The organism is Brevibacillus sp. HB1.1 (genome assembly GCF_013332445.1).
GTDB classification, from domain to species: domain Bacteria; phylum Bacillota; class Bacilli; order Brevibacillales; family Brevibacillaceae; genus Brevibacillus; species Brevibacillus porteri.
In genome coordinates this window covers 343,736-359,822 of sequence record NZ_JABMIV010000001.1, presented here as the reverse complement: position 1 = coordinate 359,822, position 16,087 = coordinate 343,736, and the positions used below count along the sequence as shown (strand labels likewise).

The 16,087-nt window shown below is 46.0% G+C and carries 17 protein-coding genes; all 17 read left to right on the top strand.

All coding sequences use genetic code 11. The features are described 5' to 3' along the window. Positions 1 to 558 precede the first annotated feature (558 nt). Positions 559 to 1,236 (top strand): hypothetical protein, encoded by a 678-nt coding sequence (locus HPY27_RS29935; RefSeq protein WP_217437848.1) that lies wholly within the window; start codon positions 559 to 561, stop codon positions 1,234 to 1,236. Next, entirely contained in the window at positions 1,227 to 2,864 is a 1,638-nt protein-coding gene (locus HPY27_RS01665) for a virulence-associated E family protein (protein WP_254612815.1), read from the top strand. Before HPY27_RS29935 ends, HPY27_RS01665 begins: the two co-directional genes overlap by 10 nt. 282 nt (positions 2,865 to 3,146) lie before the next feature. Continuing rightward, positions 3,147 to 3,434, top strand: a complete 288-nt coding sequence (locus HPY27_RS01660; RefSeq protein ID WP_174224249.1) for a PDDEXK family nuclease — start codon at positions 3,147 to 3,149, stop codon at positions 3,432 to 3,434. Beyond that, on the top strand, positions 3,431 to 4,819 hold the full coding sequence (locus HPY27_RS01655; RefSeq protein WP_174224248.1) for an SNF2-related protein: 1,389 nt from the start codon (positions 3,431 to 3,433) through the stop codon (positions 4,817 to 4,819). Before HPY27_RS01660 ends, HPY27_RS01655 begins: the two co-directional genes overlap by 4 nt. A 46-nt stretch (positions 4,820 to 4,865) precedes the next feature. Beyond that, positions 4,866 to 5,405 carry a hypothetical protein gene (locus HPY27_RS01650; protein ID WP_174224247.1) on the top strand — a complete coding sequence of 180 codons (540 nt, stop codon included), beginning with the start codon at positions 4,866 to 4,868 and terminating at the stop codon, positions 5,403 to 5,405. Positions 5,406 to 5,574: 169 nt separating this feature from the next. Further along, the gene (locus HPY27_RS01645; protein WP_174224246.1) at positions 5,575 to 6,804 is read left to right on the top strand and encodes a PIN-like domain-containing protein; all 1,230 of its coding nucleotides are present in this window, start codon (positions 5,575 to 5,577) and stop codon (positions 6,802 to 6,804) included. A gap of 264 nt (positions 6,805 to 7,068) precedes the next feature. Continuing rightward, complete coding sequence (locus HPY27_RS01640) at positions 7,069 to 7,938, top strand: toll/interleukin-1 receptor domain-containing protein (protein WP_174224245.1); 870 nt, start codon at positions 7,069 to 7,071, stop codon at positions 7,936 to 7,938. 261 nt (positions 7,939 to 8,199) lie between these two features. Next, entirely contained in the window at positions 8,200 to 8,727 is a 528-nt protein-coding gene (locus HPY27_RS01635; RefSeq protein WP_174224244.1) for a hypothetical protein, read from the top strand. Next, a complete protein-coding gene (locus HPY27_RS01630; protein WP_174224243.1) occupies positions 8,705 to 10,555 on the top strand; it encodes a phage terminase large subunit family protein in 1,851 nt (616 codons plus the stop codon). The genes HPY27_RS01635 and HPY27_RS01630 overlap by 23 nt, the downstream gene beginning before the upstream one ends. A gap of 26 nt (positions 10,556 to 10,581) precedes the next feature. Further along, positions 10,582 to 10,809, top strand: coding sequence for a DUF6148 family protein (locus HPY27_RS01625; protein WP_174224242.1), 228 nt, complete (start codon positions 10,582 to 10,584; stop codon positions 10,807 to 10,809). After that, on the top strand, positions 10,806 to 12,482 hold the full coding sequence (locus HPY27_RS01620; protein ID WP_174224241.1) for a phage portal protein: 1,677 nt from the start codon (positions 10,806 to 10,808) through the stop codon (positions 12,480 to 12,482). Before HPY27_RS01625 ends, HPY27_RS01620 begins: the two co-directional genes overlap by 4 nt. Beyond that, on the top strand, positions 12,460 to 13,566 hold the full coding sequence (locus HPY27_RS01615; RefSeq protein WP_174224240.1) for a head maturation protease, ClpP-related: 1,107 nt from the start codon (positions 12,460 to 12,462) through the stop codon (positions 13,564 to 13,566). Before HPY27_RS01620 ends, HPY27_RS01615 begins: the two co-directional genes overlap by 23 nt. Beyond that, complete coding sequence (locus tag HPY27_RS01610) at positions 13,566 to 13,958, top strand: head decoration protein (RefSeq protein ID WP_174224239.1); 393 nt, start codon at positions 13,566 to 13,568, stop codon at positions 13,956 to 13,958. The genes HPY27_RS01615 and HPY27_RS01610 overlap by 1 nt, the downstream gene beginning before the upstream one ends. A gap of 14 nt (positions 13,959 to 13,972) precedes the next feature. Continuing rightward, the gene (locus HPY27_RS01605; protein ID WP_174224238.1) at positions 13,973 to 15,010 is read left to right on the top strand and encodes a major capsid protein; all 1,038 of its coding nucleotides are present in this window, start codon (positions 13,973 to 13,975) and stop codon (positions 15,008 to 15,010) included. Positions 15,011 to 15,027: 17 nt separating this feature from the next. After that, the gene (locus HPY27_RS01600) at positions 15,028 to 15,201 is read left to right on the top strand and encodes a DUF7210 family protein (RefSeq protein ID WP_174224237.1); all 174 of its coding nucleotides are present in this window, start codon (positions 15,028 to 15,030) and stop codon (positions 15,199 to 15,201) included. Beyond that, complete coding sequence (locus tag HPY27_RS01595; protein WP_174224236.1) at positions 15,198 to 15,509, top strand: hypothetical protein; 312 nt, start codon at positions 15,198 to 15,200, stop codon at positions 15,507 to 15,509. Before HPY27_RS01600 ends, HPY27_RS01595 begins: the two co-directional genes overlap by 4 nt. After that, positions 15,506 to 16,087, top strand: coding sequence for a phage tail protein (locus HPY27_RS01590; protein WP_174224235.1), 582 nt, complete (start codon positions 15,506 to 15,508; stop codon positions 16,085 to 16,087). The genes HPY27_RS01595 and HPY27_RS01590 overlap by 4 nt, the downstream gene beginning before the upstream one ends.

Here is a 16,087-nt window from a genome sequence, read left to right as displayed (position 1 = left end):
CTTCCATTTCGGGAAAGATATTTTGAATGCTTCCACTGAAAATTTTACGTTGCTCATTTATGAACAACAGATAGTATGTCGCGAAGGTTGCAACGAGGGCGGCTAGTCCAACAGCGGCAGTGATAAAGAAAATAGCAATATCATTCAAAAAATCTCCCATTTCGTCATTTTTAAAATCTGCTATCCATAGTACGGATATTGAAAGGATGATAATGAACCAACTGAATATTGGTATCAAATAGCGATCTGCAAATAGTATAAGGGATCTTTTAGTTGTGTTGAGCCAAGACAAGGTCATCACCGTCCAGATAATTAATAATAATGCAACTAGTATGAGAAACACCTCCTAAACTTTAACAGTAATTCGGCATAGTTCAACATTTTCCTTCATTTTTCGTAGAGTGTAGAACTTGCTGAGTACGTTACCGATCAGGCAAAAGTGAGATTAATTACGAAAGGATGGCCGCCTTGTACTACGACCGACAACTTACGATATCCTCCGCTGGCAGCCGCAAGGCGACGCACTGGCCGGCGCAACAAATTTACTGGTCGGAGCTGGTGGAGCGACTGCGAGTTGCGGTCCGCGGCACCGAAACGCTTGCCGAATATATGCAGCTGTCAAAGAGCAAACAGGATGACCTCAAAGACGTCGGCGGCTTTGTAGCTGGAACGCTTGCAGGTAATCGCCGTAAAGCAAACGCCGTCATCAGCAGGGACATTATCACACTTGACCTCGACAACATCCCTGCTGGGGGCACAGCCGAAACGCTGCGCCGTCTGGAAGCGTTGGGGTGTGCTTACTCAGTTTACTCAACACGCAAGCATGAGGAAGCCAGGCCGCGACTCCGTGTGCTGGCTCCCTTCAACCGGACAGTCTCGGCGGACGAGTATGAACCGCTTGCGCGTAGACTCGGGTCAATCATCGGAATTGAGCTGTGCGACCCGACTACTTTCCAGGCTGTTCGGCTCATGTATTGGCCGAGCTGTTCAGCAGATAGTCAGTTCATCTCACAGTATGCGGACAAGCCCTTTCTCGACGCTGACGGGCTACTCGCGACATATGCAGACTGGCGGAACGTGGCGGAGTGGCCGCAGGTGCCGGGAGCGCAGCAAGCGCACATTCGTCTTGCAGCCAAACAGGGCGAGCCGACCGAGAAGCAGGGTGTCGTTGGTGCTTCTGCCGACAATATGACATCTATCGCGCCATTGAAACCTTCTTGCCCGGGATGTACATAGAGACGGATGACGGATCAGGGCGCCTCACCTTTTCAGGCGGAAGCACGACAGGTGGGGCGATCATTTACGACGATGGGGCATTCTTATACAGCCACCACGCGACAGACCCGTCAGGTGGTCGACTTGTTAACGCGTTCGATTTGGTCCGTCTTCACAGGTTCGGTGAAATGGATGATGACTCGGCACCAGGCACGCCGACAAATCGGCTTCCATCTTTCACGGCCATGTGTGGATTTGCTTTACAAGACGCTGGCGTTGCTACGTTGCTCAATCAAGAGCGATATGAAAAAGCAGTACAAGAGTTTGGCAATCTCCCAGCAACCGAAGAAGAGACGGCCAACTGGATCAGCAAACTACAGGTAAGCGCAACGACAGGGATGCCGGCAAAGACAACAGACAATGTTCTCATCATCATGGAGCATGATCCACTGTTAAAGGGTAAACTTGCTTTCGATGAATTCGCCAATAGGGGAGCCGTGCTGGGGCCGTTACCGTGGAACAGCAGTACAGAGCGGCGCGGATGGTCTGACGTAGACGACGCCGGGCTGCGACATTACCTGGAGCGTACATACGGCATTTCCGGAAAAGAACGGATATTTGACGCGGTTGCTTTGTACGCACATAGGCACACATTTAATGAGGTTCGCGATTGGCTGGTGAGTCTGAATTGGGATGGCGTGAAACGGTTGGATACGCTGCTGAGCGACTATCTTGGAGCCGCAGACTCGATCTATACCCGAGCAGTATCGAGAAAATCGTTGGTGGCCGCCGTAGCTCGTGCAATGAATCCAGGATGTAAATACGATCAGATGCCGATTCTGGCGGGACCGCAGGGATTGGGGAAAAGTACGTTTCTGCGATTACTGGGCAGGCGCTGGTACTCCGATAGCCTCCAGACGTTTGAAGGAAAAGAGGCGTCCGAAATGATTCAGGGCATTTGGATTAACGAGATTGGCGAGCTGACGGGGATGTCTAAGTCTGAATCGAATGCCGTCAAGCAGTTCCTGAGTCGGACAGAGGACATTTATCGGGAGCCGTTTGGTCGTCGTACAAAGGCGTTTCCCCGACAGTGTGTGTTCTTCGGAACAACCAATGACAGCGAGTTTTTGAAGGATAAAACGGGCAATAGACGATTTTGGCCAGTGGATGTGGGAGTACAACCGGCGACAAAAAGTGTTTTCATCCATCTGGAAGATGAGGTGCCGCAGATATACGCAGAAGCCTTTGCATATTGGCAAATGGGAGAGGCGCTGTATCTCACAGGGCAGGCGGAATTAGAGGCAAAACAACAGCAGGAAGCCCATCAGGAGAGTAATGCAAAGGAAGGCGTCATACGCGAATTCGTGGATAGGCGGTTGCCGATTGGCTGGGATAAACGGTCATTGGGTGAACGTCGACTTTATTGGTCCGGGGAGTTTGGCCGGAGCGACGAGGGCACTGTGGAACGGGATCGGATATGCGCTGCTGAGGTCTGGAGCGAATGCCTGGGCGGCGATATAAAGTTTATGAGACGATCCGACACCATGGAAATCAACGGGATATTGGGAGCAATTCAGGGGTGGAAACGGCATAACAGTACGGCACGTTTCGGGCCATACGGAATCCAGAAAGGCTTTGTAAAGCTGTAAACTTTCTCTGTAAACTTACTCGATTTTGTAAACTTTCTCTGTAAACGTTGTAAACCTTTCAAAAATAGAAAGTTTACGAGAAAGTTTACAGCCCGGAACCGCGCCACTAAAGGGATTATCATTACTTGTAAACCTTGTAAACTTTCTAATCTATATAAATAAGAAATAGAGAGATTAGAGGGTATATGTATGTGCCTAAACCGCCTAACGCGCCTAATTATATAAATATAAGGGAAAAACGCGTCGAAAGTTTACAACGTGAATTTGAACGGAGGATTGAACATGAGAGAAAGTGCCATTGAGAAGTATTTACGCGAACAGGTGAAGGCGGCAGGTGGGCGGGCTTATAAATTCGTTTCACCGGGAAACGCGGGCGTGCCAGACCGACTGGTGCTTTTTCCAGAAGAGCGAGCCTATTTCGTAGAGTTGAAAGCGCCTGGTAGAAAACCGACCCCTTTGCAAACGGTGCAAGGAGATAAGCTGAGAAAACTAGGATTCACCGTTGAAGTGATCGACAGCAAAAAAGGAGTCAACGAGTTTATCCGAAAACACGGAGTGGGTGCCCCGTGAAATATATCCCGCACTCCTATCAGAGATATTGTATCAACCGACTTTTGACAGACGAAGCGCTGGGCCTACTGCTTGATATGGGACTCGGAAAGACAGTTATCACACTTACGGCGGTAAACGATTTGAAATATAACCGCTTTGCAGTAGGGAAAGTATTGGTAATCGCGCCGAAGAAAGTAGCAGAAGGAACATGGAGCAGGGAAGCCGATAAATGGGACCACCTGAAACTCTTGAGAGTTGTCCCTGTATTGGGTTCTTTGCAGAAAAGGGTCAGAGCACTGAATACGCCTGCCGATATTTACGTGATCAATCGTGAAAACGTGCAATGGCTGGTGGAGTATTATCGCAACGCTTGGCCGTTCGATATGGTTGTGGTGGACGAGTTCAGCAGCTTCAAGAACCCTAAAGCCAAGCGCTTCAAGTCGCTGACATGGGTACGGAATCACATCCGCCGCATAGTCGGATTGACCGGAACGCCAGCCCCGAACGGATTGCTTGATTTATGGTCGCAAATTTTTCTTCTGGACGAAGGAAAGAGACTCGGACTGGAATACAACGGCTACCGCGAACGTTATTTCGAGCCTGATCAGCGCGACCGAGATCGAATTCACAGTTATGCACCGAAACCAGGCGCAGATGAAATCATCAGACAGCAAATCAGCGATATTTGCGTGAGCATGAAAGCAGAGGATTACCTGGAGCTGCCTGACTGCATTATCAACATCGTACCAGTTATTTTGGACCCGAAAGCACAGGCCGCCTATAAAGAACTTGAGAAGAAAAAAATTCTCGAACTGCTTGAAAGCTTCGGAGGAGAAAAGAAGGTTATTGACGCTGGATCAGCAGCAGTCCTGACAAATAAACTTTTGCAATTGTGCAACGGGGCTATCTATGACGAAGATCGGAATGTTTTCGAAGTCCACAAATGCAAAATTGAAGCATTCATGGAATTGATCGAGGGGTTAAACGGGAAACCAGCTTTAGTGTTTTACAACTTTCAACACGACTTGGCGCGAATCAAGAAGGCGCTGACGGGTTCGGGTTTGAGAGTGCGAGAATTGAAAGGGCCAAACGACGAAAATGACTGGAACAATCGACAGATAGACATTCTTCTCGCACACCCAGCAAGCGCTGCATACGGCTTGAACCTGCAACAAGGCGGAAATCACGTTATCTGGTTCGGGTTGAATTGGTCACTGGAGCTTTACCAGCAAGCAAACAAGCGTCTTCACCGTCAAGGCCAGACAGAGAAAGTAATCATACATCACCTGACTGTCGAGGGTGGAGTTGACGAGGATGTCATAGCAGCTTTGCAGGACAAAGGGAGTACACAGGATAGGCTGATGGATGCCTTGAAAGCAAGGATTGATCTAGTAGGCGCTTAACAAAATTCCAAGCGCTTGGTAATATCAACAGAGAGGGTGAACAAGTATGGCAGAGAAACAAGCACTAAGCCCTGAAATGATCGAAGAGATTACTCGTGCAGCTGTTCATGCCGCAATGGAGTTTCAAGAGAAAGCAAAGCAAAAGCAGAGAACTAAACGGGATCGACGATTGCGCAACATCAAACTACTTTTGAAAAATTACAGGAATTTCAAAAAGCATTGCAAAACATTGACTGCAGAATTAGATAATATGGACGATGCTTGGATGCTTAAAGAATTGGGCGCGGAAGAGTTAGCCCTAGATTCCATCAAACGTAGTAAGGTTCGAACCAGGGCAATGGTGAAGTTTATTGACAGAATGATTGCCGTTTACCGGATCATGTGCGATCAATCCGGCAGGGAAGAGGATAAGCGAGTCTACCAGTCAGTCCAACTCTTGTATCTCGGCGAGGAGAGAAGCACAGCAAAAGAAATTGCGAAATGTCACAAAACAGATACTCGGACCGTTTACAGAGATGTGGATAAAGCCTGCGAAGCCTTGGCATCATTGATTTTTGGAATCGATAGCATTCGATTTGTAGAATAGAAGTCATGTCAAAAAGAGTTCGTTTACAGTGTCAATTCACCCGTTGTAAAATGATAGCATGGAAAATTATATCAAGAGAAATAGAGGGCTGCCTGAGTGATTAGGCAGCCATAAATATGAATTTTTACAAAATAGTTTGGATATAAGAGATGGCTAACGAGAGATACAGGTGAATTGGTTAAGTTGGAATCAAAGTAAATGTATGGTAGTATTTTTTGTAGAAACGATAAGGATGGGACTGGACAAAATGGTGGTAGGAAGCTTAAAAAAATTTTTTCACAAACCGAAATCTTTAAGTGACATTAAAGATACTGCTTACATTGTTGTAGACACAAATGTGCTATTGGCTGCTTATCAATGGAAGGAAGTTACTCTTAACGAGGTTCTTGATACATTAAATTCACTTTCGATGGCAAACAGATTAAAAATTCCTGCACAAGTTTTTGAGGAGTTTATAGATCAAAGACCAAAAAAGGTTGTAGAAATTATACAAAAAATTGATAAAGAAATGAATTCTAAGTTACAGAGACCTTCGAGTCTCCTTTCAACAGTTCCGCTAATTGAAATGCTAGATGACTCTAATGATTATTTGGAACTTGAAAAACAATATTTTGAGAAATATGACTTGTATCGGAAAAAACTTGGAACCCTGACAAAAAAACTAGGTGACTTTTTAAATAGTGATCCAGTGTTAGATGGAATGCAAGAATTGTTAACAAATAGTTATTTTAAGCTGGATCTTGATAAGGTTAAGGATATTGAACAAGAGGCTAAGCAGCGAGCACAACAAAAACTACCTCCTCTTAGTGGTGGAGACTCATCAAAAAAAGAAAATGCTTTCGGTGATTACTATATATGGAGACATATACTATCGTTGGATAACGATGTAATATTTGTTACAGCCGATAAAAAAGATGATTGGGTACTTAAAGATCATCACGGTAATATTCTCTCTCCTAGAAGGGAACTAGTCGAGGAATTTTTTGAGGTGAGTAATGGAAAAACCTTTACTATAGTGTCACCAAAGGAATTTGTGGCATTATATAAACCTGATATGGATTCAACCGTTTCTAAGGATTTATTAAAAGTAAATATGGAGATCACTGGTACGGTTATTTTCTTTAGAAACCTTTTCAATAAATATGATCCAGCAGGGGTGTATAGTTTAACACTCTTGGAGGATGAATATGATAGTGAAATTGCAGATCTACTTGAGATTCTTCCTAAAGTGGATTCAGTGGATATGCTGGTTATAAAGTTGTATGACATTATTGTAAGTTACTTTGATGAAGGAACGGCTGGTTCTATTGACGTTTACATTGATATGGCAAAAGAAATATGGAAATTTAGAAAAATTGTATTGGGTTATACTGATAAACAACTGTCGTTTCTGTCTTAGGAGCACTTTCATTGTGCTTCTTTCTTTTTTGGGGATAGAGTTCAACTGATTTCATTTTCGTTTCAAAAAGTGTTCATTTTCCATTCAGTGAACCCGTGTTACTATGATAACATCGAAAAATTATGAACAGCGAAAATGTGTAAACCATCCGGTCTATCGGGTGGCTTATTCATTCTAAAAAGAAATTGGGGAAATATGGTTGAAAATTGTAAGGTAATGAAAGAAAATGGAAGAGAGTGATTATGATGACGGGAGTTGGGTAATTTGAAGATTTTTCTTAGTTGGTCTGGAGAAGTAAGTAAAAGGGTTGCACTAACATTCAGAGAGTGGCTCCCGTCAGTTATACAAGCAGTTGTTCCATACGTATCATCCGAGGATATTGACAAAGGAACTCGTTGGAGTACTGATATAGCAAAAGAATTGGAGGAGGCATCCTTTGGTATGCTGTGTATAACTCCAGAGAATCTCAGCGCACCTTGGATACACTTTGAAGCAGGTGCACTATCAAAAGCCATTGACAAGTCTTTCGTCTGTCCTTTTCTGCTTGGAGTAAAAAGGTCCGAAGTAAATGGACCGATTCTTCAATTCCAGTCAACAATTTTTGATAAAGAAGATGTTAAAAAGTTGGTATTTAGTATCAATGCAGCTTGTTTAGAGGATGCGCTTGAAGATGCTAGGCTAAATAGGGCTTTTGATGTTTGGTGGCCAACATTGGAAGCGGAATTAAAAGCCTTGGAAGGCGAATTGCATGGCCAATCTGAAAGTACAGACCAACCAGAACAATTTCCTTTAAAACTAAACGAAGAGATTACTGGCATACTTGAAGAGATACTGGATTTGACAAGAACACAGCAGAAAATATTACGGTCTCCAGAAGATTTAATACCGATAGATTATATGAACAAATTGATAAATAGAAGTCGTATGGCTCAATTTGAACATCCAGTTTTCTATGAATTGGAAAAAGCCGGTTTTAAACTAATAGAGCTTTTCCACAGAAGTGTTGTTGATAAAACAGTTTCATCGGAAGATATGAAAGAAGCGATAATGCAATTTGAAAAGCACCTTGGGTTTATTTTAAGCCGATCAAATGATAGTAGATACATGAGAAAGGTTAGAGTAGTAAACGAATAACTTAGCATAATATAGCACCATTAGGTGCTATTTTTTAATATCAACAAAGCTTTTGTTTTAGTAATTGGGTCCTTCCAGCATACCAGTTACCGTGCGGGTGAAGCGAGCCCCGAAATCGCGCTAGTTTTATTTTTGAAAAATTACTTTCGCTTTTGCTTAACCCGATCCCAGAGAAGACATTTTCAAATTTTCGCTTCATCTAATGACCTGAAAATCGGTACCCCTACAATACGACGTTAAAACGAAAGTGAGGTGGAAAAATTGGCGAACCCAAAGGCGAAACCAGAGACGCTACAAGACAAAGAAATACTGACGTCAGAATTGGCGGCAATTGTAGGGAAGACTCCCCAATGGATACGTCAATTGACGAGAGATAAAGTGCTAAAACAGGTAAGCAGAGGCAAGTATAATCTTGGAGAAGCTGTTCAAGCGTACTGTGAGCATGTGTCCGGTGGAAAGGAAGAAGAGCAGAAGCCGCGTCTAATCGATTTTAAAACTCGGTATGAGAAGACCAAGGCTGAGAAAGCGGAGCTGGAGCTGGAGCGAATAAAAGGGAACCTCCATGCAGCGGCAGATGTAGAATGGCTACTGTCGGATATGATCTTAACAACCAAAACCCGCCTGATGGGGGTACCTAGCAGGGTTTCTACGGAGTGCGAGAACGAATCCGCTGATGTTGTAGAGTCTGTGGTGCGCAGAGAAATTGAAACGGCCCTGTCTGCCATGGCAAAATACACCTCGGATCAGATAGGGGGCGACGCTTATCATGGTGGCCCAGAAGACAGTTGAGCTATTTGCACAAGCAAGCAAACAATGGGAGACGCGACGAAGACTCACTGTATCAGAATGGGCAGATCAGCACCGTGTATTGACGACTGTAAGCAGTGCAGAAACTGGACCATGGCGGACATCGAGAGCTGAGTACCAGCGTGAGATTATGGATTCTATTGAGAAATGGGAAGAAGTCGCGATCATGGCGTCCGCCCAGGTAGGGAAAACGGAATTCCTCCTGAATGTGACAGGATCGTACATTGATCAAGAGCCTTGTCCGATTTTGCACGTCCTGCCTAATGAGGATTTAATCCAGTCGTACTCCAAAAAAAGGCTTACACCCATGATCATCAATAGTGAAGTGCTGCGTAACAAGATTGGGGTTGCAAAGTCCCGGGACAGCAGTAACACGATTGAAGAAAAATCGTTCCCAGGCGGGTATGTAGCGATTGTGGGGGCAAATGCTCCTGCCGGACTGTCATCCAGACCTGTACAAATTATCTTATGTGACGAAGTAGACAGGTTCCCCATATCGTCAGGTAAAGACGGCGACCCCATCTCTCTTGCCATTGCCCGTACCAAAACTTTCCGTCACAAACGCAGACATATTTTTGTCTCAACTCCGGTCGAAAAAGAAACCTCACGGATCAATCAACTTTATGAGGACAGCACAATGGAGCAGTGGTGTTTGCCTTGTCCTCACTGTGAGGAGCTGCAACCACTCCGGTTTAAGGACGGGATTGTCTACGAGCACTATATTTCAGAGAGTGGCGAGATTGTCGTCACAAAAGCCGAGCACCGTTGCGCGTACTGTGGCATGCTTGGCTCGGAGAAGGATTGGAAACGTGGCGAAGGTAAGTGGATAGCTCGGAAACAGCATTCAACCCGTCGCGGTTTTCATATCAATCAGCTTTCCAGCCCGTGGTCAGATTGGCGCGAGGTTGCGAAGGCTTTTTTGGTTGCAAAAAGAGAAGGCGTCGACAAGCTGAAAGTTTTTGTGAACACAGTATTGGGAGAGCCATGGGAAACCAAAGAGAAAGGCGTGAATGAAAAGACGCTGGCGGCTCGCCGGGAAACATATGCCTACGATGTCCCAGCCGAAGTGAAGGTAATCACAGCGGCAGTTGATACCCAAGACGACCGTTTTGAGATCGAAGTCAAGGGCTGGGGCGCTGGAAAAGAGTCATGGGGGATCGAATATCACCGCATTTACGGCAATTTGGATAAGCCGGAAATCTGGAAGCAACTTGACGAGTTCCTGTGTCGCTCATGGCTTGGTGAAAACGGAAGAGAATACCGAATTATCGGCGCTTGTATTGACTCTGGCGGTCATTTCACGAAAGAAGTGTATGAGTTCACCCGAGCGCGTAACTACAGGCACATATACGCCATCAAAGGGCAAGGTATTAGCCCGAAGTCAGCAAAACAAGTTCCGTATATCTACAAAAAAAGCAAAACACAACTCGAAGGAGCTGTGCTCTGGCTGCTTGGTGTGGATGACGGCAAGGTGAAAGTGTTTGATAGCCTAAACGTTCAGGAGCCCGGGCCACTTTACTGTCATTTCCCTGGCGAGGATAAGGGATATACAGAAGAGTATTTCCTAGGGCTAACTGCAGAAGCTCCCGTATATCAGACCATTGGCGGACGTAAGTACAAGACTTGGAAGAAAATTCGTGATAGAAACGAACCTTTTGACCTTGCCGTTTACAACCGGGCAGTCATTGAAATTTTGCGCCCGAATCTCTCTCTGCCAATTGAGCGCCAGCCAAACGGTCCAAAGGTGATGCCTGGTGGAGTTATGGCAGGGAAGAAACGTCGAAAACAAGGTGTTTCGAGCAGCATCTAACTCATTTGAAGGGAGGTGAAAGGATAATGCCGAGAATGACACTTGAAGAGGCAAAAGAAATGTACAAGTTGTGGTCAAATGCGGAAAAAGCACTGGCATCTGCGCAGTCCTATACGATTGCTGGTAGATCATTAACCAGAACGGATATGGGAACTGTGCTGGAGCGAAAAAAATACTATGGGCGAATCATAGACGAATTAGCAACAGGTCGACGACGTTCAAAAGTGAGAAGCATTACTCCATTTGATCTATGAACAAGCTGGATCGTGCTATCGGGTTTGTCTTTCCTTCATGGGCCGAGCGGAGAGCAGCTGCACGAGCAGAAGCAGCTCGGCATGAAGCAGTTCAAAACGTACTTTCCGGTTATGGAAAAGGTTATGGCAGGCACGGTGCTAGTCAAACAAAGAAATCCATGGTCATGTGGCAAACGGATGCAGGTGACGCGGATGTGGATATCCATGATAATCTTCAGCGCTTGCGTGCTCGTGCGCGAGACTTGCACATGGGATCAGACATCGTGGCTGCTGCGCATAAAGGACTGCGCACAAACATAGTCGGAACTGGACTGAGGCTCAAACCAGCATTTGACTCAAAGTTTCTGAAGCTGAGCAAAAAGGAAGAAGAAAGGCTGCGAGACAGTATTTACAGGGAGTGGTCCATGTGGGCCGAAACAACCAAATGTGATGCTGCGGGGCTCAATGATTTTTATGAGTTGCAGTCGCTGGCTTTTCTCTCAACGCTCATGAGTGGTGATGTTTTTGCTTTACTGCCTATGTTGCCACGTAAGCATTCGGTATACGACCTGCGAATCAACCTCATTGAAGCTGATCGATGCGACACACCAGAGACTAAAGTACTTCTAAACCCCGAGCGGATTCAGTCTGGGGTAGAGGTTGACGATGATGGGATGGTGGTAGCATATCATTTTTCCAATCGTCACCCAGGGAGCAACCGAGTCGCTGTATCTCCGCAAGAATGGGTGAGAGTTGAGAAATACGGGGAGCTCACCGGACGGCTTAACGTCATTCACTTGTTTGAGGCTGAAAGGCCAGGACAGCGCCGAGGTATTCCGATTATTTCACCAATCATTGAGGCTCTCAAGCAACTTGATCAGTATACCGAAGCGGAGTTGATGGCAGCCGTTATTTCAGCCATGTACACCGTTTTTGTAAAGTCCCCTGCCGAGGATGACGACTACATGCACGGCATGGAGGAGCCTGAAACTGACAACCAGTACCAGGAACCAATACCGGGAACGGGCGGGAACAACATCAAGATGGGGCGCGGGGCCATCGTTTACCTTGATCCGGGAGAGGACGTCCAGTTTGCGAATCCTACACGCCCGAATCCCGACTATGTTGGCTTTGTGAACGCGTTGCTGCGGCAAATTGCGGCGGCGCTTGAACTCCCGTTCGAGATTCTAACCAAGCAATTCACATCTTCGTATTCCGCAAGTCGCGGTGCGCTGCTTGAGGCTTGGAAAATGTACAAAATGCGCAGGTCTTGGCTCGCGAAGTCGTTTTGTCAGCCGATCTATGAGGAATGGTTTGTTGAAGCAGTCACAAAAGGACGCATTGACGCGCCGGGTATCTTTGACGATCCGGCTATTTTTCATGCCTACACACGTGCAGAGTGGCATGGACCAAGCCAAGGCTTGCTTGACCCGACGAAAGAGGTTGGTGCTGCGGTTACACGCATCGAAAACAATTTCTCAACGGCTGAGCGGGAGACGGCTGAGTTGACAGGAGGATCATGGGAACAAAACATCGAGCAGCGAGCGTATGAAAAAACGCGCTTGGCAGATTTAGGTCTTTCCAGTAATGCCAGTGTGAAGCCACAACAGCGGGATGACGGAAATTCGGAAGATGACTCAGAAGATGATTCGGAAGGGGGTGAACAAGAAAATGCCAAAAAAACTCAAGCTTAACGGAACTGTCGTAGGGGATAGCGAAGCATGGATTTATGAATGGTTTGGGATACCTACCATCAGTCCAGGAGCAGTCGCTAAAGCACTAGAAGAAGCTGGCGAAGAGGACATTGAAGTTTCGATTAACTCGGGTGGCGGATCAGTATTTGCGGGCTCTGAGATTTACACGATGATTAAAGACCACCCGGCTACTATCACCGTTAAGATTACAGCCCTCGCTGCAAGTGCTGCTTCATTTATCGCGATGGCTGGGGATAGAGTTTTGATTTCCCCGACAGCACAGATCATGATTCATAACGCAGCTACGAGTGCCTGGGGCGACAAGGAAGTAATGGACAGAGGTCGCAGGATGCTCAATAGCACTGATGAGGCTATTGCGAACGCTTATGCACTAAAAACAGGTATGAGCATCGATGATCTGTTGTCCATGATGGGAAAAGAAACATGGCTCAACGCTCAAGAGGCGAAAAGGCTCGGGTTTGCAGATGAAATTATGTTTAGTGAGAGCGAGCCTGTTGTGACCAATAACCTATCGATGGGAGCTGTACTTCCTCCTGAAGTCATCGACAAAATTAGAAATGAACTTTTAAGAAGCAATGGCGTTGAGGGGATGCCAGTCCATGAAAACTTCGGACTTAATATCATGAACACTTCCCCTAGCTCACAATCAACTATCAAAAACAAGGAGGATGATAAACCTATGAATTTTAAAGAATTGCAAGAGAATCACCCCGTCCTGGTCAATGAAATTATGACGCAGGCTATTTCTGCTGAGCGCAATCGAATTTCTGCACTCAATGAGTTGGCAGATGCTCCAGGAGCTGCACCGTTTATCCAAGATGCTATTGCTAACGGAGAAACTGCTGGTGATGTGGCAATGAAAATTATTAAGGCCTCAGCTGAACGTGTAAAGCAAGAAGGTGAAAACCGCCAAAAGGACGCTGAGAATAGCAAAGTAACTGATGTTGCCACACAGCCACCAGTAAATCAGGCGAAGAATGAAGCCGAAGAAGAAGCTGCTGCAGTTGAGATCATGGTCCAATACGCAACAGAATTGATCAATAAAAAAGGGGGGCGTCTTTAATGCCAGCATACGAAAGTGTTAAATTTGATGATTTGTTCGCTGGTGGGGTTAAGCCTCCAACAGCAATTGCAATCGTTGTCAAAGCTGGATCGGGGGTAGTTACTCGAGGTACAGTTCTAGGAAAGCTCTCCCAACTAGCTGAGTCTGACCTTTACGCAGGTACACCTGTCTTGACTCCTGTTAACTCTACCAAGACTGATGGCTCGGAAACGCCTTATGCAGTATTGGCTGACGTGGAAGTTGATGCAACCTCTAAGGATGTTCGCGCAGTGGCATACACCGATGGTGAATTCAATCGCGCAGCTCTTAAGTTTGGCGGCACTGACACCATTGCGACGCATGAAACAGCGCTACGTAAGATCGGAATTATTACAAAACGAGTTGTCAAATAAGGAGGACCTACACAATGGCAAGAGATATTTACTCGTTCCCCTACTTGTTCCGTGTGGTTGAGGCATTCCCAAAGCCAAGCACATACATCCTAGATCAATTCTTTGCTGAAGGGGAAATTTTCGAAAAAGAAGAAATCGAAATTCAAACCAAAAAGGGACACAAACCTATTGCTCCCTATGTAAACGAGCTATTGCCGGGTAAAGTCATTTTACGTACAGGATTTACTGCTAAGCAATACAAGCCAGCGCTGGTAAAACCGATGCGCATTATTACAACAAATGACCTGAAAGTACGCCAAGCTGGTGAAAGCTTGTACAACCCTGATTCTCCTGAAGTCCGAGCACAGAAACTACTGACGGAAGACTTGGTTCATCTGAATGACTCAATCGTACAACGTATGGTGGAGATGGGTGCCAGCCTGATGTTTACAGGTAGGGTCACTCAAGTAGGGGAAGGTATTAGTCAAGAACTGGACTACGATTTGGAAAACATGTACACCTTGTCCGGCACTGACCTTTTTTCAAATGATGCTGCGGATGTTTTGGACATTCTTGCTGGAATCAAACGAGATGTTATGCAAAAAAGCGGACGAACTCCGCGCAAAATTCTCACGACCTTTGAAGTTGGTAAGAGAATCATGACCCATCCAAAAGTGTTGGAACTTGCAAAAATCAATAACAACTCAGTTATTACGGCTGGTAATCTGAACCAAGAAATGCAGCCGGATGGTGTTACTTATCACGGGTACTTACAGCAAGTTGATCTGCATGTATACAGCTTGATTGCCAGCTATACAAACGAAAATGGAATCGAAACCGATGTAGTCCCGGCAGGAACTTTGGCGATGCTACCTGATGGAAAACCTTTCGAATTTGCGTACGGCGCAAATCTAATCATGGGTGACAATGGAGCTTTCCAGTATGTTAGGGCCCGTATCACACCACAGTCGTGGACCACAAAAGAACCAGCTGCACGATATCTTCAAATGCTCTCTCGACCGTTCCCGATCCCTACGGACGTAAATGGTTGGGCTGTCGCTAAAGTACTTTAAAAAGGAGGAATAAAGACATGTCAGTTATCGTTACGAAAGGTACAGTACGACATAACGGGAAGGACTACAGAGTGGGCGAAGAGTTGCCGACTCTTAAAAAAGAAGAGGCTGAACGGCTGCTTGATCTTAAAGTGGTAGAAGAAAAGGGCAAGTCTAAAGGTAAGCCGATCCCAAATGAGGAGACAGAATGAGTCTCAAAGATGTCATCTTAGCGGATCTTGACGTTTTTCTCAACACAGACGAATTCGCAGATGAACACATTCTTGAGGGAAAGAAAATACGGCTCATCATTGCAGCCGATACGTTGAATGGCACCCCCTTACCGCATGCGGAGGGGGTTTCTCTTTGGAGAAAGGTCATTCATGTATCGTGCACTGGCCTAGGCTATCGACCGAATGAAGGCGGACTGATGGATCTGGACGACCAGATGTATGAGGTTGTCAATGTGGATGAACAGGATGGTTTTTATGTGATCACCCTGGAGGCGAACGTGATGTGAGGATACCAGAGCTGAGAAATGCTATTCGTCAATTGCGCCGAGTGCAGAGTGATTCGTCAAAGGCGCTGTCATCTGCACTGAACAGAACAATCCACGGTGTTGGCACTGAGGCAACCAAGAAGACGAAAGAGCGGTTTTTCGTGAAGACTGCGGATGTCAAAGGCACGATACGTATTCGCAACGCCGCCCCTGAGAACCTGGAAGCTACGATGACAGCTAAATCTACAAACCTGCCACTTATGAGGTTTAAGACGAATCCCGGAAAGGTCCCGATGCGCCGGCCGACAGCTACCAAGTCGGCAGTAAGACGTGCAGGCTTAGCACCAGTACACGGGGCATTTATTGCACGAATGCGCAGCGGGCACGTTGGTGTGTTTAAACGGATGCGATCCTGGCGCCATAAAAAGGTCACAAGAAACGGACGCACGTACTGGTCCGGGCTACCGATCCGCGAGTTGTACGGACCATCTGTTCCAGGTATGGTTGGCAGCCTAAAAGTGGTCGATCACGTCGAACAGGAAGCAAAACGACGTATGGAGACACGCTTGGACCATGAAATAAACCGATTGTTGAGGTGA